The 21,059-nt window shown below is 65.2% G+C and carries 21 protein-coding genes; 14 read left to right on the top strand and 7 right to left on the bottom strand.

Features of this window, described 5'->3' with window-relative positions; genetic code table 11:
* The first annotated feature begins 11 nt into the window (after positions 1-11).
* Complete coding sequence (locus tag N7422_RS24895) at positions 12-791, top strand: exodeoxyribonuclease III (RefSeq protein ID WP_186653056.1); 780 nt, start codon at positions 12-14, stop codon at positions 789-791.
* Positions 792-838: 47 nt separating this feature from the next.
* On the opposite strand, the gene N7422_RS24890 is transcribed toward N7422_RS24895, so the two are convergent.
* Entirely contained in the window at positions 839-1,174 is a 336-nt protein-coding gene (locus N7422_RS24890; protein WP_279809008.1) for a DUF4870 domain-containing protein, read from the bottom strand.
* Between the two features lie 24 nt (positions 1,175-1,198).
* Positions 1,199-1,921 carry a ribonuclease PH gene (gene rph, locus N7422_RS24885; protein ID WP_011536403.1) on the bottom strand — a complete coding sequence of 241 codons (723 nt, stop codon included), beginning with the start codon at positions 1,919-1,921 and terminating at the stop codon, positions 1,199-1,201.
* A gap of 224 nt (positions 1,922-2,145) precedes the next feature.
* Between rph and N7422_RS24880 the strand changes: the two genes are divergently transcribed.
* Positions 2,146-3,009 carry a YicC/YloC family endoribonuclease gene (locus N7422_RS24880; RefSeq protein ID WP_279809007.1) on the top strand — a complete coding sequence of 288 codons (864 nt, stop codon included), beginning with the start codon at positions 2,146-2,148 and terminating at the stop codon, positions 3,007-3,009.
* 13 nt (positions 3,010-3,022) lie between these two features.
* Positions 3,023-3,643, top strand: coding sequence for a guanylate kinase (gmk, locus tag N7422_RS24875; RefSeq protein ID WP_279809006.1), 621 nt, complete (start codon positions 3,023-3,025; stop codon positions 3,641-3,643).
* 136 nt (positions 3,644-3,779) lie between these two features.
* Here the strand turns inward: gmk and N7422_RS24870 are convergent, their stop codons facing one another.
* The 3 genes from N7422_RS24870 to N7422_RS24860 form a co-directional block, all read right to left on the bottom strand.
* The gene (locus tag N7422_RS24870) at positions 3,780-5,321 is read right to left on the bottom strand and encodes an APC family permease (protein ID WP_279809005.1); all 1,542 of its coding nucleotides are present in this window, start codon (positions 5,319-5,321) and stop codon (positions 3,780-3,782) included.
* A gap of 113 nt (positions 5,322-5,434) precedes the next feature.
* Complete coding sequence (locus tag N7422_RS24865; RefSeq protein ID WP_279809004.1) at positions 5,435-6,208, bottom strand: gamma-glutamyl-gamma-aminobutyrate hydrolase family protein; 774 nt, start codon at positions 6,206-6,208, stop codon at positions 5,435-5,437.
* A 4-nt stretch (positions 6,209-6,212) separates the two neighbouring features.
* A complete protein-coding gene (locus N7422_RS24860) occupies positions 6,213-7,595 on the bottom strand; it encodes a glutamine synthetase family protein (protein ID WP_279809003.1) in 1,383 nt (460 codons plus the stop codon).
* Between the two features lie 208 nt (positions 7,596-7,803).
* Here N7422_RS24860 and N7422_RS24855 point away from each other — a divergent pair, with 208 nt between their 5' ends.
* The 5 genes from N7422_RS24855 to N7422_RS24835 all read left to right on the top strand — a co-directional run bounded on the left by N7422_RS24855 (position 7,804) and on the right by N7422_RS24835 (position 12,593).
* Positions 7,804-8,679: a LysR family transcriptional regulator gene (locus N7422_RS24855; RefSeq protein WP_279809002.1), complete on the top strand. Its 876-nt coding sequence runs from the start codon at positions 7,804-7,806 to the stop codon at positions 8,677-8,679.
* A gap of 293 nt (positions 8,680-8,972) precedes the next feature.
* Complete coding sequence (rpoZ, locus tag N7422_RS24850; protein WP_008091595.1) at positions 8,973-9,236, top strand: DNA-directed RNA polymerase subunit omega; 264 nt, start codon at positions 8,973-8,975, stop codon at positions 9,234-9,236.
* A gap of 59 nt (positions 9,237-9,295) precedes the next feature.
* On the top strand, positions 9,296-11,404 hold the full coding sequence (gene spoT, locus N7422_RS24845) for a bifunctional GTP diphosphokinase/guanosine-3',5'-bis pyrophosphate 3'-pyrophosphohydrolase (protein WP_279809001.1): 2,109 nt from the start codon (positions 9,296-9,298) through the stop codon (positions 11,402-11,404).
* Between the two features lie 23 nt (positions 11,405-11,427).
* Positions 11,428-11,808, top strand: a complete 381-nt coding sequence (locus N7422_RS24840) for a RidA family protein (RefSeq protein ID WP_110991989.1) — start codon at positions 11,428-11,430, stop codon at positions 11,806-11,808.
* Between the two features lie 59 nt (positions 11,809-11,867).
* A complete protein-coding gene (locus tag N7422_RS24835) occupies positions 11,868-12,593 on the top strand; it encodes a hypothetical protein (RefSeq protein ID WP_279809000.1) in 726 nt (241 codons plus the stop codon).
* Positions 12,594-12,750: 157 nt separating this feature from the next.
* Here N7422_RS24835 and N7422_RS24830 read toward each other — a convergent pair whose 3' ends face one another.
* Positions 12,751-13,608 carry an SDR family oxidoreductase gene (locus N7422_RS24830; protein ID WP_279808999.1) on the bottom strand — a complete coding sequence of 286 codons (858 nt, stop codon included), beginning with the start codon at positions 13,606-13,608 and terminating at the stop codon, positions 12,751-12,753.
* Positions 13,609-13,799: 191 nt separating this feature from the next.
* Here N7422_RS24830 and exbB point away from each other — a divergent pair, with 191 nt between their 5' ends.
* The 6 genes from exbB (at position 13,800) to N7422_RS24800 (ending at position 20,535) form a co-directional block, all read left to right on the top strand.
* Positions 13,800-14,786 carry a tonB-system energizer ExbB gene (gene exbB / locus N7422_RS24825; protein WP_279808998.1) on the top strand — a complete coding sequence of 329 codons (987 nt, stop codon included), beginning with the start codon at positions 13,800-13,802 and terminating at the stop codon, positions 14,784-14,786.
* Between the two features lie 3 nt (positions 14,787-14,789).
* Positions 14,790-15,218 (top strand): TonB system transport protein ExbD, encoded by a 429-nt coding sequence (exbD, locus tag N7422_RS24820; RefSeq protein WP_186653025.1) that lies wholly within the window; start codon positions 14,790-14,792, stop codon positions 15,216-15,218.
* Positions 15,215-15,949 (top strand): energy transducer TonB, encoded by a 735-nt coding sequence (locus tag N7422_RS24815; protein ID WP_279808997.1) that lies wholly within the window; start codon positions 15,215-15,217, stop codon positions 15,947-15,949. Before exbD ends, N7422_RS24815 begins: the two co-directional genes overlap by 4 nt.
* A 94-nt stretch (positions 15,950-16,043) precedes the next feature.
* Entirely contained in the window at positions 16,044-16,970 is a 927-nt protein-coding gene (locus N7422_RS24810) for a hydrogen peroxide-inducible genes activator (RefSeq protein ID WP_279808996.1), read from the top strand.
* Between the two features lie 4 nt (positions 16,971-16,974).
* The gene (gene recG / locus N7422_RS24805) at positions 16,975-19,053 is read left to right on the top strand and encodes an ATP-dependent DNA helicase RecG (RefSeq protein WP_279808995.1); all 2,079 of its coding nucleotides are present in this window, start codon (positions 16,975-16,977) and stop codon (positions 19,051-19,053) included.
* A 78-nt stretch (positions 19,054-19,131) separates the two neighbouring features.
* Complete coding sequence (locus tag N7422_RS24800; RefSeq protein WP_279808994.1) at positions 19,132-20,535, top strand: aminoacyl-tRNA deacylase and HDOD domain-containing protein; 1,404 nt, start codon at positions 19,132-19,134, stop codon at positions 20,533-20,535.
* A gap of 136 nt (positions 20,536-20,671) precedes the next feature.
* On the opposite strand, the gene N7422_RS24795 is transcribed toward N7422_RS24800, so the two are convergent.
* On the bottom strand, positions 20,672-21,046 hold the full coding sequence (locus N7422_RS24795; RefSeq protein ID WP_279808993.1) for a helicase: 375 nt from the start codon (positions 21,044-21,046) through the stop codon (positions 20,672-20,674).
* Between the last annotated feature and the right edge of the window lie 13 nt (positions 21,047-21,059).

Here is a 21,059-nt window from a genome sequence, read left to right as displayed (position 1 = left end):
TGGGGCCATTTATGCGGATCATCAGTGTGAACGTAAATGGCATTCAGGCTGCGGCCGAGCGTGGATTGCTCAGCTGGTTGCAAGCCCAGAATGCCGACGTCATCTGCCTTCAGGATACCCGCGCCTCGGCCTTTGAACTCGACGACCCAGCTTTCCAGCTCGATGGCTATTTCCTTTACGCCTGCGATGCGGAGGTGCCCACCCAAGGTGGCGTGGCACTGTACTCGCGCATGCAGCCCAAGGCAGTCATCACCGGCCTGGGCTTCGAGACAGCCGATCGCTACGGGCGTTATCTGCAAGCAGATTTCGACAAAGTCAGTATTGCCAGCCTGTTGCTGCCTTCGGGCATGAACGGCGACGAAGACTTGAACCAGAAGTTCAAGTTGATGGACGACTTCGCCAAGTACCTGGACAAGCAACGTCGCAAGCGCCGCGAGTACATCTACTGCGGTTCGTTCTACGTGGCGCAGCAGAAGCTCGATATCAAGAACTGGCGTGACAGCCAGCAGGCGGTTGGTTTCCTGCCCCCTGAGCGCGCCTGGATGGATGCGATCACCGGCGACATGGGCTATGTCGACGCGCTGCGTGAAGTCAGCCGTGAAGGCGACCAGTACAGCTGGTGGCCGGACAACGAGCAGGCCGAGATGCTCAACCTGGGCTACCGGTTCGACTACCAGATCCTTACCCCTGGCCTGCGCCGCTTCGTGCGCAACGCCCGCCTGCCGCGTCAGCCGCGCTTCTCCCAGCACGCGCCATTGATCGTGGACTACGACTGGACGCTGACCATCTGAGGATGGCACGCACAAAAAAGCCGACCATCAGGTCGGCTTTTTCATGCTTATCTGATCGGCCGCCAGATCCAGGGGTACCGATACGGCTTCCCTTCATTGGCCCTCACCGCCGCCAGGATGATCAGGATCAGCACTGCCACCATCAGCGCGGCGAACAGCACGATCCCGATGACCACGAACATCAGCAGGAAGCAGACGAACCCGGCAATGGTCACGCTGATCTGAAAGTTCAGCGCCTCCTTGCCCTGGGCATCGATGAAAGGATCCTGCTCGCGCTTAAGGTGCCACAGCACCAGCGGACCGAGCAGATGCCCGAGCGGCAGCACCAGCCCGAGCAGCGCCGAGAGGTGGCAGAACATCGCCCACTGCCGGACATCGTTCATGTTCCGCACCTCCCTGGCGTGCTGTCAGTCGGCGAGCGCGGCCTGCTGCAGCTCGAAGATCTCGCCCATGCCTTTTTGCGCCAGCGCCAGCATGGCGTTGAAGTCTTCAGGCTGGAATGGCGCGCCTTCGGCGGTGCCCTGCACTTCGATGAAGCCACCGGCGCTGGTCATGACCACGTTGAGGTCGGTCTCGGCGGCGGAGTCCTCGAGGTAATCGAGGTCGAGCACGGCCTCGCCCTGGTACATTCCCACCGACACGGCGGCGATCATGTGCTTGAGCGGGTTGCCGCCCTTCAGGCCGCCACGCTTCTTGATCACCGCCAGCGCGTCGCACAGGGCGACCATCGCGCCGGTGATCGAGGCGGTACGGGTGCCGCCATCGGCCTGAATCACGTCGCAGTCGACGTACAGGGTGATGTCGCCGAGCTTGCTCATGTCCAGCGCGGCGCGCAGGGAACGGCCAATCAGGCGTTGGATCTCGAGGGTGCGGCCACCTTGCTTGCCGCGGCTGGCTTCACGCTGGTTACGCTCGCCGGTGGAGCGCGGCAGCATGCCGTATTCGGCAGTCAGCCAGCCTTGGCCCTGACCTTTGAGGAAGCGGGGGACACCATTCTCGACGCTGACCGTGCAGATGACTTTGGTGTCACCGAACTCGACCAGTACCGATCCCTCGGCGTGCTTGGTGTAGTTGCGGGTAATGCGGATCGAGCGGAGCTGATCGGCGGCGCGACCACTTGGACGTTTCATCTGGGATACCTGTACCGGGACTTTGAATCTGCCGAGCATTATAGGGCCCGCAGCCCGGCGAAGGCACGCCTGTCGTCGCGGTCGCGCAGCCTGTCGCCTTTTCCTACGGGCTGCAGATGGGCCGGTAGCATGGGTGGATTGGGCGCCTGGGCCGCACTGCGCTACAATCCTGCGCCTTGCAGCCGACAGGCTCCCCGTTCACCTGATTACGCGAGGTACTCCCCATGGTGCATAGCATGACCGCTTTTGCTCGTGTCGAGCGCGCTGGCAGCCAAGGCACCCTGATCTGGGAGCTGCGCTCGGTCAACCACCGCTATCTCGAACCCCATCTGCGCCTGCCCGAAGCCCTGCGCGACCTCGAAGGTGCCGTGCGTGAAGGCCTGCGCCAAGGCCTGTCCCGTGGCAAGGTCGAATGCACCCTGCGCCTGAGCGAGGACAGCACCGGCAAGCCACTGCAGGTCGATCGCGAGCGTGCCGCGCAGCTGGTCGCCGCCGCCGAGACCGTCGCCAGCCTGATCAAGCAGCCGGCACCGCTCAACCCGCTGGAGGTGCTGGCCTGGCCGGGCGTGCTGGTGGCTGACGCGACGGATCCGCAGGCGCTCAACGCCGAAGCCGTTGCCCTGTTCAACGACGCCCTGAGCGAGCTCAAGGCAGGCCGTCAGCGCGAAGGTGCCGAATTGGCCCGGCTGATCAACGAGCGCCTGGACAGCATGGCGGGCGAAGTGGCCACCCTGCGCGCCCTGGTGCCGCAGATGCTGGCCGCGCAAAGGCAGAAGATCCTCGACCGCTTCGGCGACATGCAGGCCGAGCTCGACCCGCAGCGCCTGGAGCAGGAAATGGTCCTGCTGGCGCAGAAGAGCGACGTCGCCGAAGAGCTGGACCGCCTCAGCACCCACGTCACCGAAGTGCGCCGGGTGCTCAAGTCCGGCGGCGCCGCCGGTCGACGCCTGGACTTCCTGATGCAGGAGCTCAACCGCGAAGCCAACACCCTCGGCTCCAAGGCCTTCGACCCACGCAGCACGCAAGCGGCGGTCAACCTGAAGGTGCTGATCGAGCAGATGCGTGAACAAGTACAGAACATCGAGTAAGGCCACCCCTACCATGAATCACAGCAGCGGCACCCTCTACATCGTCTCGGCCCCGTCCGGCGCCGGCAAGACCAGCCTGGTCACGGCACTGCGCAAGGACGACCCGAACGTCCGCGTCTCGGTTTCCCACACCACTCGCGCCATGCGTCCGGGCGAAGAACACGGAGTGAACTATCACTTCGTCGCCCACGAAGAATTCAAGGCGCTGATCACCAAGGGCGACTTCGTCGAACACGCCGAGGTGTTCGGCAACTTCTACGGCACCTCGCGCAGCGCCCTGCAGGAAACCCTCGACCAGGGCTACGACCTGATCCTCGAGATCGACTGGCAGGGTGCCCAGCAGGTGCGCAAGCTGATGCCCGAGGCGCGTTCGATCTTCATCCTGCCGCCTAGCCAGGAGGCTCTGCGCCAGCGTCTGGACGGTCGCGGCCAGGACAGCGAGGAAATCATCGCCGGGCGCATGAAGGAAGCGGTCAGCGAGATGGTGCACTACGACGAGTATGAGTACGTCATCATCAACGATGACTTCGACGTGGCGCTGGAAGAAATGAAGGCGGTATTCGCCTCAAATCGCCTGTTGCTGAAGAAACAGCAGGCGCGGCATGGTGAGTTGCTCAAGCAGCTGATCGGCTGAAGACCGCCGGGGGCCTCTTCGAGGCCCTTTCGCGATACGAGGCCGCTCCCACAAGGGATCGCGTCAATATGGACTGACGCGATCGCCTGTGGGAGCGGCCTTGTGTCGCGATAGGGGCGCAAAGCGCCCCCATGCATTAGTCCTGCAACTGAATGGTCGCCTGCTGACGCAGGGTAGCCCCGAGGAAATACGCCGGCGCTCGCAGCCGCGACAGCATCATCAGCACGATCCCCAGTGCCGAGATGATCGCCGCGATCACGAACACCAGCCCCAGCCCGCCCACATGCGAGCCGCTGCCGAAGTCCGGCGAAGCGCTGTCGATGGCGGTGCGCACGAAGATCACCGACAGGATCGCCCCGCCCACCAGCGGACATACGCCGCGCATGAAGAAGTGACGCACGCTGTCGAACAGGCTGTGGCGGAAGTACCACACACAGGCGAACGCGGTCAGCGAGTAGTAGAAGCAGATCATCATGCCCAGGGCAGTGATGGTGTCGGCCAGCACGTTCTCGCTCAGCGTGCGCATGGTCACGTAGAACAGGCCCGCGGCAATACCGGCGCAGATGGTCGCGTAGCGCGGCGTCTGCGAACGCGGGCACACCTTGGCGAAGCGCTGCGGCACCGCGCCGTAGTAGCCCATGGCAAGCAGGGTGCGCGCCGGCGAGACGAAGGTCGACTGCAGCGAGGCGGCGGTGCTGGCCAGCACCGCGATGGACATCAGGATCGCCAACGGCCCCATGACCGGGCCCGCCAGGTGGGCGAAGACGTTCTCCTGGATGCGCGGATTGCCCAGGCCCAGGCCATGCTCGCTGATCCCGGCGAACTGCAGGGTGGCGATGGCGGTGAGCAGGTACAGGCCGAGGATCAGCAGCACGGTCCAGGTGGCGGCCTTGCCGGGTACCTCTTCACTGCCGACCGACTCTTCGCTGACGGTCAGGCACACGTCCCAGCCCCAGAAGATGAAGATCGACAGCGACAGACCCGCGGCGAAGGCGGAGAACGACTCGACGCCGAACGGGTTGAACCAGGCGAAGTCGAATTCCAGCGGAGGCGGCGCCGTGGTCTCGCCGAACGCGGCGAAGGCAAAGCCGATCAGCACCAGCAACTGCAAGGCCACCAGACCGTACTGCACCGTCATGGTAGTGGCCATGCCGCGACAACATATCCACACCGCCAGGGCGATGAACACGCAACAGGTGGTGACGTTGACCAGCAAGTTGTCCGCCAGCGCCGCCAGTTCCTGGTTGCCGGTGATCTGGGCCAGGAACAGGTAGAAGAAGTCCACCGCCACCCCAGCCAGGTTGGACAGCACGATGGTGGTGGCCACCACCAGGCCCCAGCCACCGATCCAGCCGATCATCGGGCCGAAGGCGCGGGCCGACCAGGTGAAGGACGTGCCGCTGTCAGGCTCCGCCGAGTTCAGCTCGCGGTAGCCCAGGGCCACCAGCAGCATCGGCAGGAAGCCGACGATGAACACCGCCGGCAGATGGGCGCCGACTTCGCGCACGGTCGGGCCGAGCGCCCCGGTCAGGGTGTAGACCGGGGCGATGGTGGAAATGCCCAGCACGACGCTGGCCAGCAGACCGAGGCGGCCCTTGGCCAGGCCCTTGCTGCGTGGGGTGTTGCCCGAGTCGGACGCCACGTCGGGTGGGCGTCCGGCTTCTGTGTAATCGCTCATGAGTATTTGCCGTAACTATTGGAATTGTTGTCACAGGCCCGCCGTGGAGGGCCCGCTTCCACTCATTGAAAGCTCGCTGTCGGGGGTGAGTCATCCGAGACTTTCGGGTGACGTCAGAAGCGCTTCTGGCGCTCACCCTCCCGTGCAGCATGGGCAATGCAGGCCTCGCGGAACGCCTCGAACAGGCGCAGCGAGACCGGGTTTTCGGCGAAACGCCATTCAGGGTGCCACTGCACGCCAAGTACAAAGCCCGGCGCATCAGGCATCGACACCGCTTCGATCAGGCCATCCGGGGCCCGTGCCTCGACACGCAGGCCCGGGGCCAGGCGGTCGACGCCCTGGCTGTGCAGCGAGTTGACCTCGAACTGCGCAGCCAGGCCCAGGCGCTCGAACAACCCGCCAGGCTCAAGGCCAACGGGGTGACGAGGGCCGTATTGCACCTCCAGGGGTGCGTCCTCAGGTTCACGGTGGTCCAGGTAGCCGGGCAGCTCCTGCACCCGCTGGTGCAGGCTGCCGCCCAGGGCCACGTTCAGCTCCTGGAAGCCACGGCAGATGCAGAACACCGGCACACCGGCGGCAATCGCCGCCTGCAGCAGCGGCAAGGTCAGCCGGTCACGGGCAAGATCGTGCCGGGTACCTTCCGCGCTGGGCGCGCCATTGTAATGATGCGGCTCGACATTTGAAGGCGAACCGGTAAAAAGAATGCCATCGAGCCGGGCCAGCAGGGCCTGCGTGTCGCTGCCGCCATCGCGGGCCGGCAGGATCAGCGGCAGCCCGGCAAAGCCCGCGGCCTCGACATACTTGTCGCCCACCGTGTGCGACGAGTTCTTCCCCACCTGCTGGCGGCAGGCGCTGACACCGATCAAGGGGACCGCAATTGCGCTCATGGGCTTACACCGTGTGCAGGTACCAGTTGTACTCGAGGTCGGAGATCGACACTTCGAACTCGGCCAGCTCGCTCTCCTTGCAGGCCACGAAGATATCGATGTAGTCCGGGCTGATGTATTGGTTGAGGACTTCGCTGTCGTCCAGCGCGCGCAGGGCGTCGCGCAGGTTGTTCGGCAGGCTCTGCTCCAGCTGTTCGTAGGAGTTGCCTTCGATCGGCGCGTCCGGCTCGACCTTGTTGGTCAGGCCGTGGTGGATGCCGGCGAGGATCGCCGCGAGCATCAGGTACGGGTTGGCGTCGGCACCAGCAACGCGGTGCTCGATGCGCACGTTCTCGCTGCTGTCGGTCGGCACGCGGACCGCCACGGTGCGATTGTCCAGGCCCCAGCTCGGCGCGTTGGGCACGTAGAACTGGGCGCCGAAGCGGCGATAGGAGTTGATGTTCGGGCAGAGGAACGCCATCGACGCCGGCATGGTCTCCAGCACGCCACCGATGGCGTGGCGCAGGGTGTCGCTTTGCAGCGGATCTTCGTGAGCGAAGATGTTCTTGCCGGTCTTCTTGTCGAGCAACGAGATATGCACGTGCAGGCCGTTGCCCGCCTGGCCCGGATAGGGCTTGGCCATGAAGGTGGAGTCCATTTCATGGTCATAGGCGACGTTCTTGATCAGGCGCTTGAGCAGGATCGCGTAGTCGCAGGCCTTCATCGGGTCGGCGACGTGGTGCAGGTTCACCTCGAACTGCGCCGGGGCGCTTTCCTTGACGATCGCGTCGGCCGGCAGGCCCTGCTCCTTGGCGGCTTCGAGCATGTCCTGCAGGCAGTCGGCGTACTCGTCGAGGTCGTCGATCAGGTACACCTGGGTCGACTGCGGACGCTTGCCCGAAATGGGCGAGCGCGGCGGCTGCGGACGACCGTTGAGGTTGTCCTGATCGATCAGGTAGAACTCCAGCTCGAACGCGGCGCAGATGTCCAGGCCCAGGTCGTCGAACTTGCTCACCACCTGGCGCAGCACTTCCCGTGGGTCGGCGAAGAACGGCGCGCCGTCCAGCTCGTGCATGGTCATCAGCAACTGCGCGGTCGGGCGCTTCTGCCACGGTTCGTCGCACAGCGTGCCGGGGATCGGAAAACAGATGCGATCAGCGTCGCCGATGTCCAGGCCCAGGCCGGTGCTCTCGACGGTAGAGCCGTTGATATCCAGGGCGAACAGCGAGGCCGGCAGGTTGATGCCCTTCTCGTACACCTTGTGCAGGCTGGCGCGCTCGATGCGCTTGCCGCGCACCACGCCGTTCATGTCGGAGATCAGCAGGTCGACGTACTGGGTATCCGGATGGGCATCCAGGAACTCAAGCATCTCGCGGGAAGAACTGGCGCACGGGGAGACCGACGTCATGGCTGTACATCCTTTGATTCGGAGCGGCGATGTGGGGAACTGCGGATGACGCCTCGGAAGGCGACGATGGTGCTGCTGTTGTTCTTTTCACTGGCCCATCGTTGGGGGCTGGTTGCCGACCGGTTGCATTGATTCCCGGGGGCCGTTCCACTATAAAATGGCCCCAACGCAACAGACATTGGCATTTCGGCAAGCAGAGCGTGCATCGATGCAATATCAGATCAACCATGCGGACCTCGCCCTGGTCCTGGCACTGGAACGTGGCCGCTCGCTGGCCAAGGCTGCCGAACTGCTCAAGGTCGACGTTTCCACCGTGTTCCGCTCGATCCGCCGACTGGAGTCGGCGCTGGGCACCGCGCTGTTCGTCAAGAGCCGCAAGGGCTACCTGCCCACCGACACCGCCCAGGCCCTGGCCGAGCAGGCCGAGCGCGCCGAACAGGCGCTGGACGCGGCGCGCATCGCGCTGACCAGCGGCGAGCAAGTGGTCAGCGGCACCGTGCGCCTGACCTGCACCGAAGCCGTGCTGCACAGCCTGCTGCTGCCGGCGCTGGCCGAGTTCATGCCCAACTACCCGGCACTGTCACTGGAGATGGGCACCTCCAACACCTTCGCCAACCTCAGCCGCCGCGATGCCGACATCGCCCTGCGCCTGACCAACACGCCGCCGGAGCATCTGGTGGGCCGCTGCCTGGGCTCGACCTCCTACGTGGTCTGTGGCCGGCCGGCATTGCGTGAGCGCTTGCAGGAGTCCGCCACCAGCGTGCCGTGGATCGCTCCCGACGACTCCATGCAGGACCACGCCACCGTGGTCTGGCGCAACCAGCACCACCCGGGGCTGATCCCGCGCTACCAGTGCAGTGGCATGTCGACCATCGCCCAGCTGGTAACCACCGGCCTGGGCGTGGCGGCGCTGCCCGACTACATGGTCCACGATCTGCCCGGTGTGGAGGCGCTCAGCGGCCCGCTGCCGGGTTGTGACACCCAATTGTGGCTGCTGACCCGACCAGACTGCCGCGCCTTGCGCTCGGTGCAGACGCTGTTCGAGGAGTTGACCCCGCGCCTGCGCGACGCGATGTTGCGTTAACGCGTCAAGGGCGGTTGTTTTCGGGTGACGGGAACCGTTATCGTCGGCGTCAGGATTGGCGCTTTACGTGGGCCTTTTCGCGGGTAACCCCACTCCCACGGGTTCGCTGCACGCCGAGAGAACAGTGCAGTCCCTGTGGGAGCGGGGTTACCCGCGAATAGCCCTCACTGCACCCTCCAGGACAGGCACCCGACAAAACAACCCTTCCCTATTGGCTGGTGATTTTTTAAACTATCGAGTCCGCCTGCCCATTCTGGGCTGGACGCCTACCGCATTTGCTACTGAGGAAGACCATGGCCCGCGTAACTGTTGAAGACTGCCTGGAACACGTGGATAACCGCTTCGAGCTGGTCATGCTCTCGACCAAGCGCGCTCGCCAGCTGGCTACCGGCGGCAAGGAGCCACGCGTTGCGTGGGAAAACGACAAGCCGACCGTCGTCGCCCTGCGTGAAATCGCCGAAGGCATCGTCACTCCAGAGTTCATCGCCGCCGAAGAGATCGTCACCGAAGATCCGGTATTCGCCGCGTTCGAGGACGAGAACAACGAGGCCGTCTGATTGATGCCCAGTCGACACCGTGCGGCGCAAGGCCCTCTTCTTCAGCAAGAGGTGAAACCATGCCGGGTATAGAAGCCCTCGCCGAACGGCTGTCGACCTATCTGGGCCCCGAACAGGTCAACCTGGTTCGTCGGGCCTATTTCTACGCCGAACAGGCCCACGACGGGCAGCGCCGCCGCAGCGGCGAGCCCTACGTGACCCATCCGCTGGCGGTCGCCAGCATCCTCGCCGACATGCACATGGACCATCAGAGCCTGATGGCGGCCATGCTGCACGACGTGATCGAGGACACCGGCATCGCCAAGGAAGCCTTGAGCCAGCAGTTCGGCGAGACCGTCGCCGAGCTGGTCGATGGGGTCAGCAAGCTGACCCAGATGAACTTCGAGACCAAGGCCGAGGCGCAGGCCGAGAACTTCCAGAAGATGGCCATGGCCATGGCCCGCGACATCCGCGTGATCCTGGTCAAGCTGGCCGACCGCCTGCACAACATGCGCACCCTGGAAGTGCTGTCCGGCGAAAAGCGCCGGCGCATCGCCAAGGAAACCCTCGAGATCTACGCCCCCATCGCCAACCGCCTGGGGATGCACACCGTGCGCGTGGAGTTCGAGGACCTCGGCTTCAAGGCCATGCATCCGATGCGCTCGTCGCTGATCCATCGGGCGGTGAAGGCAGCGCGCGGCAACCGCAAGGAAATCGTCGCCAAGATCGAGACCTCGCTGGCCAACTGCCTGGCCGCCGACGGCATCGAGGGCGAGGTCAGCGGCCGGCAGAAGCACCTCTATGGCATCTACAAGAAGATGCGCGGCAAACGCCGCGCCTTCACCGAGATCATGGACGTGTACGCCTTCCGCATCATCGTCGACAAGGTCGACACCTGCTACCGCGTGCTCGGCGCCGTGCACAACCTGTACAAGCCGCTGCCGGGCCGCTTCAAGGACTACATCGCGATTCCCAAGGCCAACGGCTACCAGTCGTTGCACACCACGCTGTTCGGCATGCACGGGGTGCCCATCGAGATCCAGATCCGCACCCGCGAAATGGAAGAGATGGCCAACAACGGCATCGCCGCGCACTGGCTGTACAAGTCCAACGAGGAAGAACAGCCCAAGGGCAGCCATGCCCGCGCTCGCCAATGGGTCAAGGGCATCCTAGAGCTGCAGCAGCGCGCCGGCAACTCGCTGGAATTCATCGAGAGCGTGAAGATCGACCTGTTCCCGGACGAGGTCTACGTCTTCACCCCGAAAGGGCGGATCATGGAGCTGCCCAAAGGCTCCACCGCCGTCGACTTCGCCTACGCGGTGCACACCGATGTCGGCAACAGCTGCATCGCCTGCCGCATCAACCGTCGCCTGGCGCCGTTGTCCGAGCCGCTGCAGAGCGGCTCCACCGTCGAGATCGTCAGCGCCCCGGGCGCGCGCCCCAATCCGGCCTGGCTCAACTTCGTGGTCACCGGCAAGGCGCGCACGCACATTCGCCACGCCCTCAAGCAGCAACGCCGCTCCGAGTCCATCAGCCTTGGCGAGCGCCTGCTGAACAAGGTACTCACCGGCTTCGACAGCAGCCTGGAGAAGATCCCCCAGGAGCGCATCCAGGCGATCCTCGCCGAGTACCGTCTGGAACTGGTCGAGGACCTGCTCGAAGACATCGGCCTGGGCAACCGCATGGCCTACGTGGTCGCCCGCCGCCTGCTGTCCGCCGAAGGCGAGCAACTGCCGGCGCCGGAAGGCCCGCTGGCGATCCGCGGTACCGAAGGCCTGGTACTCAGCTACGCCAAGTGCTGCACGCCGATTCCTGGCGACCCGATCGTCGGCCACCTGTCGGCAGGCAAAGGCATGGTCGTGCACCTGGAGGACTGTCGCAACATCAGCGAGATCCGCCACAACCCCGAGAAGTGCCTGCAACTCTCCTGGGCCAAGGACATCACCGGCGAGTTCAACGTCGAACTGCGCGTCGAACTGGAGCACCAGCGCGGCCTGATCGCGCTGCTGGCCAGCAGCGTCAACGCCGCCGACGGCAACATCGAGAAAATCAGCATGGACGAACGCGACGGCCGTATCAGCGTGGTCCAACTGGTGGTCAGCGTGCGCGACCGCGTGCACCTGGCCCGCGTGATCAAGAAGCTGCGCACCTTGACCGGCGTGGTCCGTATCACCCGGACGCGTGCGTAGTCCGCCAACCGCAAGGAGTCATCATGAGCAAGACCGTCATCACCAGCGACAAGGCCCCTGCCGCCATCGGCACCTACTCGCAAGCGATCAAGGCTGGCAACACCGTGTACATGTCGGGCCAGATCCCCCTCGATCCAAAGACCATGGAGCTGGTCGAAGGCTTCGAAGCCCAGACCGTGCAGGTGTTCGAGAACCTGAAGTCGGTCGCCGAAGCCGCCGGCGGTTCGTTCAAGGACATCGTCAAGCTGAACATCTTCCTCACCGACCTGAGCCACTTCGCCAAGGTCAACGAAGTCATGGGCCGCTACTTCGAGCAGCCTTACCCGGCCCGCGCCGCCATCGGCGTGGCTGCGCTGCCGAAGGGCGCGCAGGTCGAGATGGACGCCATCCTGGTCCTCGAGTAATGCCCCGGGTGACGGGCGCCAGGCCCGTCACCGCCCTTTCCTGCCCCAAGGTCCCCACCATGCGCCACGCATTGCCTCTCGCGCTGGCAGCCCTGCTCCTGGGCGGCTGCGCCAGCCACAAACCCGAAGATTTCAACGGCACCTGGATCAACCAGGCCGCCATCGATGCCGCTGTCAAAGGCACCAGCCTGCGCCAGGCGCTGGGCGAGCACGGGCCGGTGTTCGAATGGAAGATCGACGTCAAGAACCAGCAGGCCAGCTTCAGCAACGGCTTCGAAGCCGCCGACGGGCGCCTGAGCGCCAACGAGAAGGACTGGCAGGTCAGCTTCGAAGGTGGCCAGAGCGAACAGCTCAAACTCGATGGCGACGAGCTGCAGGCAATCGACCCTTCGGGCCATGAGCAGACCTTCGTGCGCAGCAAGAGCCCGGACAACGCCCCCCTGGGCGGCAGCTTCGAGAAGGCGCTGTACCAGCAGTATCTGGGCGGCGAATGGAAGATCGTCGAGGGCCAGGGCAAAGGGGCCATGGTGCGCTTCGGCGATACCGGCAACATCACCGGCCTGCCTGGGCCGGACCGCTTCGCCCTGTGCCTGGCTGGCGATTGCGCGACCATGGGCGATGGCAATGACAGCCTGTGGCTGGAGCGCAACCAGCGTGGCGCGCCATGGATCTTCAAGCGTGACGGCGACACACTGGAAATCTTCCAGGCGGTGAACCGCGCCCAGCCCGACGAAATGCCGCAGCTGGCCGCCGGCGCACGGCAGTGGGTGCTGGAGAAAGACTGAAGCACGCACACGACCCCTGTAGGAGCGGCCTTGTGTCGCGAAAGGTCTGCGAAGCAGCCCCGGCAATCCATGCGCTGACCCATGAATCCAGGGGCCGCTTTGCGGCCCTTTCGCGACACAAGGCCGCTCCTACAGGGGGCGCATCCAGCCTTGAAGGTTAGTTTCTTCCCTCAAGAATGGCGGCATAGCCCTCTTTATAGCTGGGGTACTGCGGCACCCACCCCAACGCCCGGGCCCGCGCATTGCTGCAACGCTTGCTGCCGGTACGTCGTACCCGCTGTTCATCCGACCACTCGGTGACACCCATATACTCGCGCAGCCAGGCCACCACCTCGGCCAGTGGCACCGGATCGTCATCGACGCCGAGATAGCAGTCATCCAGCACCACGCCCCGGGCTTCGGCCTGCAGCAGGTGAGCCAGCAGGCTGGCGGCATCCTCGGCATGGATACGGTTGCCGTACAGCGGCGGCTCTTCAGCCACGCGATAGCCCTGGCGCACCTGGCTCAGCAGCCACTCGCGCCCCGGGCCATAGATGCCGGTCAGACGCACGATGCTGGTCGCAATACCGCTGCCCAGCGCGAGACGCTCAGCCTCCAGCATCACCCTGCCGGAATAGCCCTCCGGCTCGGTGGCCGCCGTCTCGTCGATCCACTCGCCGTCCTGCTGCGCATGAACACTGCTGCTGGACACGAACAGCAAGCGCCGCGGCCGTTGCCCTTTTGCTTCCAGCCAGCCCAGGACATGACGCAGCCCCTCAACATAGGCAGCCCGGTAGCCCGCTTCGTCATGCTGGCTGGCGGCCACGCAGTAGACCAGGTAGTCCGGGGCGCGCTCAGGCCAAGCGCCCGGCTGACGGCGGTCGGACAGATCGGCGGCGATGGGCCGAACCCCTTGAGGAAGCTGGTCCACCGAGCGCCGAAGGCCGCTGACCTGCCAGCCTTTGGCCAGCAACTGAAGCGCCAGACGCCCTCCCACATCGCCACAACCTACGATCAATGCGCTGATGCCCGACATCACGAAACTCCAAATCCAAAGGCGCAGGCTAGCCGGATTACACGATCAACGGCTAGACAAAGGTTAAAAAAACCAATCTCATTACTTCTGTTAACAAGAATTACTTGCAATAATGGCGGCCTTGTCTGTTCTCGGCCTGCTTCGAGGCCTTGGAGAACTCAACCCATTTCTCTTCATCAGGTCCGGCCAGCATGACACGCACTCAACCTTCCGCTTCGCCAACCCCGTCGCGCGCCTGGCGCGCCATTGCCGCGCTGATGTTCAGCCTGGTTCTGGCCCCGGCAGCCATGGCCGAAGAGCCGACCACCGGCACCGCGACTCCCGCCGCCGCCACCGCCCCGGCCGCGCCAGCCGCCGAAGGCCAGGCGCCGGCAGCCGCGCCGATCGGCGCGCCCGCCGAGGCGAACGCAGCGGTGGAAGGCCAGCCAGCGGTCGACGAGAGCGTGCAGGCGGTGGTCGAAGACACCTCGCTGGGCATGGCCCACGACCTGTCCCCGTGGGGCATGTACAAGAACGCCGACGTGGTGGTGAAGGCCGTGATGATCGGCCTGGTCATCGCCTCGATCATCACCTGGACCATCTGGATCGCCAAAGGCTTCGAGCTGATGGGCGCCAAGCGTCGCCTGCGCGGTGAAATCGCGGCCCTGAAAAGGTCCGTGAGCCTGAAGGAAGCCAGCGAGCTGGCGAACAAGGAAGGCACCCTGGCCCACACCCTGGTGCATGACGCCCTCGAGGAAATGCGCCTGTCGGCAAACGCCCGTGAAAAGGAAGGCATCAAGGAGCGCGTCAGCTTCCGCCTCGAGCGCCTGGTTCATGCCAGCGGCCGCAACATGAGCAGCGGCACCGGCGTACTGGCCACCATCGGTTCCACCGCGCCGTTCGTCGGCCTGTTCGGTACCGTGTGGGGGATCATGAACAGCTTCATCGGCATCGCCAAGACCCAGACCACCAACCTGGCCGTGGTCGCCCCAGGCATCGCCGAGGCCCTGCTGGCTACCGCCCTGGGCCTGGTCGCCGCGATTCCGGCCGTGGTCATCTACAACGTCTTCGCGCGCTCCATCGCCGGCTACAAGGCGCAGGTCTCCGACGCTTCTGCGCAGGTCCTGCTGCTGGTCAGCCGTGATCTGGACCACCAGGGTGGCGAGCGCGCCGCCCCGCACATGGTGAAAGTGGGGTAAGCCATGGGCCTGCATCTCAACGAAGGTGGCGACGACCTCGCCGAAAACCACGAAATCAACGTCACGCCGTTCATCGACGTCATGCTGGTGCTGCTGATCATCTTCATGGTCGCGGCGCCCCTGGCCACGGTCGACATCAAGGTCGACCTGCCCGCCTCGACCGCCAAGCCGGCGCCGAGGCCCGAGAAGCCGGTGTTCGTCAGCGTCAAGGCCGACAAGAAGCTGTATGTCGGCGACGACCAGGTGGCCCAGCCCGACCAGCTTGGCACGATGCTCGACGCCAAGACCAAGGGCGACAAGGAAACCACCATCTTCTTCCAGGCTGACAAAGGCGTCGACTACGGCGACCTGATGGAAGTGATGAACACCATGCGCGCCGCCGGTTACCTGAAGGTCGGCCTGGTCGGACTCGAGACGGCAGCCAAGAAATGACGAAAACGCGCTCAAACATGGCGCGCTACGGTGGCAGCCTGGCGATCGTGCTGGGTGTGCACGCGGTCGCCGTGCTGCTGACGCTCAACTGGTCGGTGCCCCAGGCCCTCGAGCTGCCGCCGGCAGCGATGATGGTCGAGCTGGCACCGCTGCCCGAGCCCGCGCCGCCACCACCGCCAAAGGCCGCGCCCAAGCCACCGGCACCGGTCGAGGAGCCGCCCCTGCCCAAGCTGGCGGAGGCACCGAAGCCGAAGATCGCCATCGCCAAGCCGCCCAAGCCCAAGGCCAAGCCGCAGCCGCCCAAGCCCGAGAAGAAGCCTGAGCCGCCGAAGGACGAGCCACCGGCCAAGGAAGATGTCGCGGACACGCCGCCCAGCAACTCGCCTGCGCAGAAGTCGGCGGCGCCACAGCCGAGCATCGCGTCCAACAGCAATGCCCTGCCGAGCTGGCAGAGCGACCTGCTGCGCCATCTGGCCAAGTACAAGAAGTACCCCGAGGACGCTCGCCGTCGAGGCCTGCAGGGCATCAACCGCCTGCGCTTCGTGGTCGACGCCGAAGGCAAGGTGATCTCGTACTCGCTGGCCGGTGGTTCCGGCAGCGCGGCGCTGGACCGGGCCACGATGGAGATGATCCGCCGTGCCGGCACGGTACCGAAGCCCCCGGCGGAATTGCTGAACAACGGCACGATCGAAGTCGTCGCCCCGTTCGTCTACTCGCTGGACCGACGCTGACGTTTTTGTTTCTGTCACAAAACGGCAAGTCTGATAACGTGCGTCTATCGATTGCAGCCGCTATGCTGGGGCCGCAACTTCATGGACGCACGTTATGACCCTCACCGAACTTCGCTACATCGTCACCCTCGCGCAAGAGCAGCACTTCGGCCACGCGGCCGAGCGTTGCCATGTCAGCCAGCCGACCCTGTCGGTGGGCGTGAAGAAGCTCGAGGACGAACTCGGCGTGCTGATCTTCGAGCGCAGCAAGAGCGCGGTGCGCCTGACCCCGGTCGGCGAAAGCATCGTCGCCCAGGCGCAGAAGGTCCTGGAGCAGGCCCAGGGCATCCGCGAACTGGCCCAGGCCGGCAAGAACCAGCTGACCGCCCCGCTCAAGGTCGGCGCCATCTACACCGTCGGCCCCTACCTCTTCCCGCACCTGATCCCGCAACTGCACCGCGTTGCGCCGCAGATGCCGCTGTACATCGAAGAGAACTTCACCCACGTGCTGCGCGAGAAGCTGCGCAACGGCGAGCTGGACGCGGTGATCATCGCCCTGCCGTTCAACGAAGCCGACGTGCTGACCCTGCCGCTGTACGACGAGCCATTCTGCGCGCTGATGCCAGCGGACCACCCGTGGACCGCCAAGGACACCATCGACACCGCCATGCTCAACGACAAGAGCCTGCTGCTGCTTGGCGAGGGCCACTGCTTCCGCGACCAGGTGCTGGAAGCCTGTCCGACACTGAACAAAGGCAGTGAAGGCTCCAAGCACACCACAGTCGAGTCCAGCTCGCTGGAAACCATCCGCCACATGGTCGCCTCCGGTCTGGGCGTTTCGATCCTGCCGCTGTCCGCCGTACACAGCCACCACTACGCCCCTGGGGTCATCGAGGTCCGCCCGCTGACCGCGCCCGCGCCGTTCCGCACGGTGGCCATCGCCTGGCGCGCCAGCTTCCCACGACCGAAGGCCATCGAGATCCTCGCCGACTCGATCCGTCTCTGCTCGGTCGCCAAGCCGCCCGTGGAACAACCGGCCTGAGCCCATGACCGAGCTGTCGAACGTCCCGGTCACCACGCTCAAGGGCGTTGGCGAGGCCATGGCGGAAAAACTCGCCAAGGTCGGCCTGGAGAACCTGCAGGACCTGCTGTTCCACCTGCCGCTGCGCTACCAGGACCGTACCCGCGTGGTACCCATCGGCCAGCTGCGCCCTGGCCAGGACGCGGTGATCGAAGGCGTGGTCAGCGGTGCCGACGTGACCATGGGCAAGCGCCGCAGTCTGGTCGTGCGCCTGGGGGACGGTAGCGGCACGTTGAGCCTGCGCTTCTACCACTTCAGCAACGCGCAGAAGGAAGGCCTCAAGCGAGGCACCCACCTGCGCTGCTACGGCGAAGCCCGCCCAGGCGCCTCGGGGCTGGAGATCTACCATCCGGAATACCGTGCACTGAACGGCGACGAGGCACCGCCGCCGGTCGAACAGACGCTCACCCCCATCTACCCGACCACCGAAGGCCTGACCCAGCAACGCCTGCGCCTGCTCTGCCAGCAGAGCCTCGGCCTGCTCGGCCCGCGCAGCCTGCCCGACTGGCTGCCCGACGAACTGGCCCGCGACTACCAGTTGGCGCCGCTGAGCGACGCCATCCGCTACCTGCACAACCCGCCAGCCGACGCCGACCTCGACGAGCTCGCCGAAGGGCACCACTGGGCCCAGCACCGCCTGGCCTTCGAGGAACTGCTGACCCATCAGCTCTCGCAACAACGCCTGCGCGAGAGCCTGCGCAGCCTGCGCGCGCCGGTATTGCCCAAGGCCAGCCGCCTGCCGGCGCAGTACCTGGCCAATCTCGGCTTCACGCCCACGGGCGCCCAGCAGCGCGTCGGCAACGAAATCGCCTACGACCTCAGCCAGGCAGAGCCGATGATGCGCCTGGTTCAGGGCGATGTCGGCGCCGGCAAGACCGTGGTCGCCGCCCTGGCGGCGCTGCAGGCCCTGGAGGCCGGTTATCAGGTGGCATTGATGGCGCCCACCGAGATCCTGGCCGAACAGCACTTCATCACCTTCAAGCGCTGGCTGGAACCGCTGGGCATCGAAGTCGCCTGGCTGGCCGGCAAGCTCAAGGGCAAGGCCCGCGCCAGCGCCCTGGAGCAGATCGCCAATGGCGCGCCCATGGTGGTCGGCACCCACGCGCTGTTCCAGGACGAGGTGCAGTTCAAGCACCTGGCCCTGGCGATCATCGACGAACAGCACCGCTTCGGCGTGCAGCAGCGCCTGGCCCTGCGCAAGAAGGGCGTGATGGGCCAGTTGTGCCCGCACCAGCTGATCATGACCGCCACCCCGATCCCGCGCACCCTGGCCATGAGCGCCTACGCCGACCTGGACACCTCGATCCTCGATGAACTGCCGCCCGGCCGAACCCCGGTGAACACCGTGCTGGTGGCCGACAGCCGCCGTTTCGAGGTGGTCGAGCGAGTCCGCGCCGCCTGCGCCGAAGGCCGCCAGGCCTACTGGGTCTGCACCCTGATCGAGGAGTCCGAGGAGTTGACCTGCCAGGCCGCCGAGAGCACCTTCGAGGAGCTGGGCAGCGCCCTGGGCGAACTGCGCGTGGGCCTGATCCACGGGCGCATGAAGCCTGCGGAAAAGGCGGCGGTGATGGCCGAGTTCAAGGCCGGCGACCTGCAACTGCTGGTCGCCACCACGGTGATCGAGGTCGGCGTGGACGTGCCCAACGCCAGCCTGATGATCATCGAGAACCCCGAGCGCCTGGGCCTGGCCCAGTTGCACCAGCTACGCGGCCGAGTCGGCCGGGGCAGCGCGGTGAGCCATTGCGTGCTGCTCTATCACCCGCCGCTGTCGCAGATCGGCCGTGAACGCCTGGGCATCATGCGGGAAACCAACGACGGATTCGTCATAGCAGAGAAGGACCTGGAGTTGCGTGGCCCCGGCGAGATGCTCGGGACCCGCCAGACCGGCCTGCTGCAGTTCAAGGTCGCCGACCTGATGCGCGACGCCGACCTGCTGCCGGCCGTGCGCGATGCCGCCCAGGCCCTGCTGGCACGCTGGCCCGACCATGTCAGTCCATTGCTCGACCGCTGGCTGCGCCACGGCCAGCAATATGGCCAGGTGTGACGCCCGTCCCATAATGGATCCAGCTTGAGTGTCAGGCTGGTTATACTTCGCGTTTAGAGAAATTTTTGGATACAGACCATGACTGAAGTTGCCTTGGATACCGCAACCCCACACGCACCGTCTGTCATCCGGCTGTTGCTCGACAAACTCGGCGTCAGCTATCGCGAAGTGCCCGAACATCCGGCCCTGCCCGCCGCCGCCATCGTGCGGGCGGTGCTGCTCGACGACGAGATCGGCGCGCTGATGGTGCTGTTTCCGCAGAGTCAGCTGCTGGACCTCAAGCGCCTCGAAGAACTGACCGGCCGCAAACTCACCGCCGTGCCGCTGGCACGCCTGAGGCAGATGCTCGACAAGCACCACCTCAAGACCCTGCCCGCCATCCCGGCCCTGACCAGTTCGCCGTGCCAGTACGAAAAGAGCCTGCTCGACAACGAGGTCGTGCTGATCCAGTCCGGCGAGGCGGGCCTGCTGCTGGAGATCGGCCGGACCGCGTTCAAGAAGATGCTCGCCAAGGCCAGCGCCAGCAGCTTCGGGCAGGAGGTCAAGGACATTCGCCCGAACCTCGACCGCCCGGATGACGACCCACACGAAATCACCAAGGCCGTGCAGGCGTTCACCGCCCGGCGCATCCAGAAGCGGCTCGAAGAGACCATCGAGATCCCACCACTGGCCGACACCGCGCAAAAGATCATCAAGCTGCGGGTCGATCCCAACGCCAGCATCGACGACATCACCGGCGTGGTGGAGACCGACCCGGCCCTGGCCGCCCAGGTGGTCAGCTGGGCCGGCTCGCCCTATTACGCGTCACCGGGCAAGATCCGCTCGGTGGAGGACGCCATCGTCCGCGTGCTCGGCTTCGATCTGGTGATCAACCTGGCCCTGGGCCTGGCCTTGGGCAAGACCCTGAGCCTGCCCAAGGACCATCCACAGCAGGCCACGCCATACTGGCAGCAGTCGATCTACACCGCCGCGGTGATCGAGGGCCTGACCCGCGCCATGCCGCGCGCCGAGCGGCCGGAAGCGGGCCTGACCTACCTGGCCGGCCTGCTGCACAACTTCGGCTACCTGCTGCTGGCCCACGTCTTCCCGCCGCATTTCTCGCTGATCTGCCGCCATCTGGAGGTCAACCCGCACCTGTGCCACAGCTATGTGGAACAGCACCTGCTGGGGATCAGCCGTGAACAGATCGGCGCCTGGCTGATGAAGCTGTGGGACATGCCCGATGAGCTGTCCACGGCGCTACGGTTCCAGCACGACCCGACGTATGACGGTGAGTATTCGGCCTTCCCGAACCTGGTGTGCCTGGCGATTCGCCTGCTGCGCTCGCGGGGGATCGGCTCGGGGCCACAGGACGAGATTCCCGATGCCCTGCTCGAGCGCCTGGGCCTGACCCGGGACAAGGCCGAAGAGGTGGTGAACAAGGTGCTGGAGGCCGAGGCCTTGCTGCGCGAGCTGGCGTCGCAGTTCCACACACCGCATTGAAAATGGTGGGGGCGCCTCGCGCCCCTTTCGCCGGCAAGCCGGCTCCCACAGGGATCGTACAAGCCTGTACTTTGCGGGAACTGGCTTGTCGTGGCGACGAACCGCAGCGATGGGCCGCAATGCAGCCCCGGCGATTTCAGGCTTTCTTCTTCGGTTTCAGGTACTTCATCAAGCCCTGGAACCAGATCACCAGTGCCGGATTGCCCTTGATCTGGATGCTCTTGTCCTGAATCCCCTGCATGAACGCCAACTGCTTGTTGCCAGCCTGCAGCGTGGCGAAGCCGTAGGCGGCGTCCTTGAACGCGATGGCGAAGGCCGGCTGCGGGTGCAGGCCGCCCTTGCTGCTGATGCGCAGGTCCTTGACGATGAAGTGGCGGGCAACCTTGCCATCGAGCGTCTGCATCTGAAAGACCAGGTCCTTGTCCTGCAGCTGCTGCTGGAACGCCGGGCTATTGCGGCTGGCCTTGGCCATCAGCAAGCCCATGGCCCAGAGAAGAAAGCGAAACTTCATCAACACGCCTCGA

Origin of the sequence: Pseudomonas sp. GD04091, from assembly GCF_029836165.1 — a bacterium.
Lineage (GTDB): Bacteria > Pseudomonadota > Gammaproteobacteria > Pseudomonadales > Pseudomonadaceae > Aquipseudomonas.
This window is presented reverse-complemented; position numbering and strand designations above follow the sequence as displayed.

Coding starts and splice junctions, on each gene's coding strand:
- N7422_RS24840 (WP_110991989.1), top strand. CDS start 11,428: ATGAGCAAGACCGTCATCACCAGCGACAAGGCCCCTGCCGCCATCGGC.
- rph (WP_011536403.1), bottom strand. CDS start 1,921: ATGAAACGTCCAAGTGGTCGCGCCGCCGATCAGCTCCGCTCGATCCGC.
- gmk (WP_279809006.1), top strand. CDS start 3,023: ATGAATCACAGCAGCGGCACCCTCTACATCGTCTCGGCCCCGTCCGGC.
- N7422_RS24890 (WP_279809008.1), bottom strand. CDS start 1,174: ATGAACGATGTCCGGCAGTGGGCGATGTTCTGCCACCTCTCGGCGCTG.
- N7422_RS24830 (WP_279808999.1), bottom strand. CDS start 13,608: ATGTCGGGCATCAGCGCATTGATCGTAGGTTGTGGCGATGTGGGAGGG.
- exbB (WP_279808998.1), top strand. CDS start 13,800: ATGACACGCACTCAACCTTCCGCTTCGCCAACCCCGTCGCGCGCCTGG.
- rpoZ (WP_008091595.1), top strand. CDS start 8,973: ATGGCCCGCGTAACTGTTGAAGACTGCCTGGAACACGTGGATAACCGC.
- spoT (WP_279809001.1), top strand. CDS start 9,296: ATGCCGGGTATAGAAGCCCTCGCCGAACGGCTGTCGACCTATCTGGGC.
- N7422_RS24870 (WP_279809005.1), bottom strand. CDS start 5,321: ATGAGCGATTACACAGAAGCCGGACGCCCACCCGACGTGGCGTCCGAC.
- N7422_RS24865 (WP_279809004.1), bottom strand. CDS start 6,208: ATGAGCGCAATTGCGGTCCCCTTGATCGGTGTCAGCGCCTGCCGCCAG.
- N7422_RS24815 (WP_279808997.1), top strand. CDS start 15,215: ATGACGAAAACGCGCTCAAACATGGCGCGCTACGGTGGCAGCCTGGCG.
- N7422_RS24795 (WP_279808993.1), bottom strand. CDS start 21,046: ATGAAGTTTCGCTTTCTTCTCTGGGCCATGGGCTTGCTGATGGCCAAG.
- exbD (WP_186653025.1), top strand. CDS start 14,790: ATGGGCCTGCATCTCAACGAAGGTGGCGACGACCTCGCCGAAAACCAC.
- N7422_RS24880 (WP_279809007.1), top strand. CDS start 2,146: ATGGTGCATAGCATGACCGCTTTTGCTCGTGTCGAGCGCGCTGGCAGC.
- N7422_RS24855 (WP_279809002.1), top strand. CDS start 7,804: ATGCAATATCAGATCAACCATGCGGACCTCGCCCTGGTCCTGGCACTG.
- N7422_RS24860 (WP_279809003.1), bottom strand. CDS start 7,595: ATGACGTCGGTCTCCCCGTGCGCCAGTTCTTCCCGCGAGATGCTTGAG.
- N7422_RS24835 (WP_279809000.1), top strand. CDS start 11,868: ATGCGCCACGCATTGCCTCTCGCGCTGGCAGCCCTGCTCCTGGGCGGC.
- recG (WP_279808995.1), top strand. CDS start 16,975: ATGACCGAGCTGTCGAACGTCCCGGTCACCACGCTCAAGGGCGTTGGC.
- N7422_RS24800 (WP_279808994.1), top strand. CDS start 19,132: ATGACTGAAGTTGCCTTGGATACCGCAACCCCACACGCACCGTCTGTC.
- N7422_RS24895 (WP_186653056.1), top strand. CDS start 12: ATGCGGATCATCAGTGTGAACGTAAATGGCATTCAGGCTGCGGCCGAG.
- N7422_RS24810 (WP_279808996.1), top strand. CDS start 16,044: ATGACCCTCACCGAACTTCGCTACATCGTCACCCTCGCGCAAGAGCAG.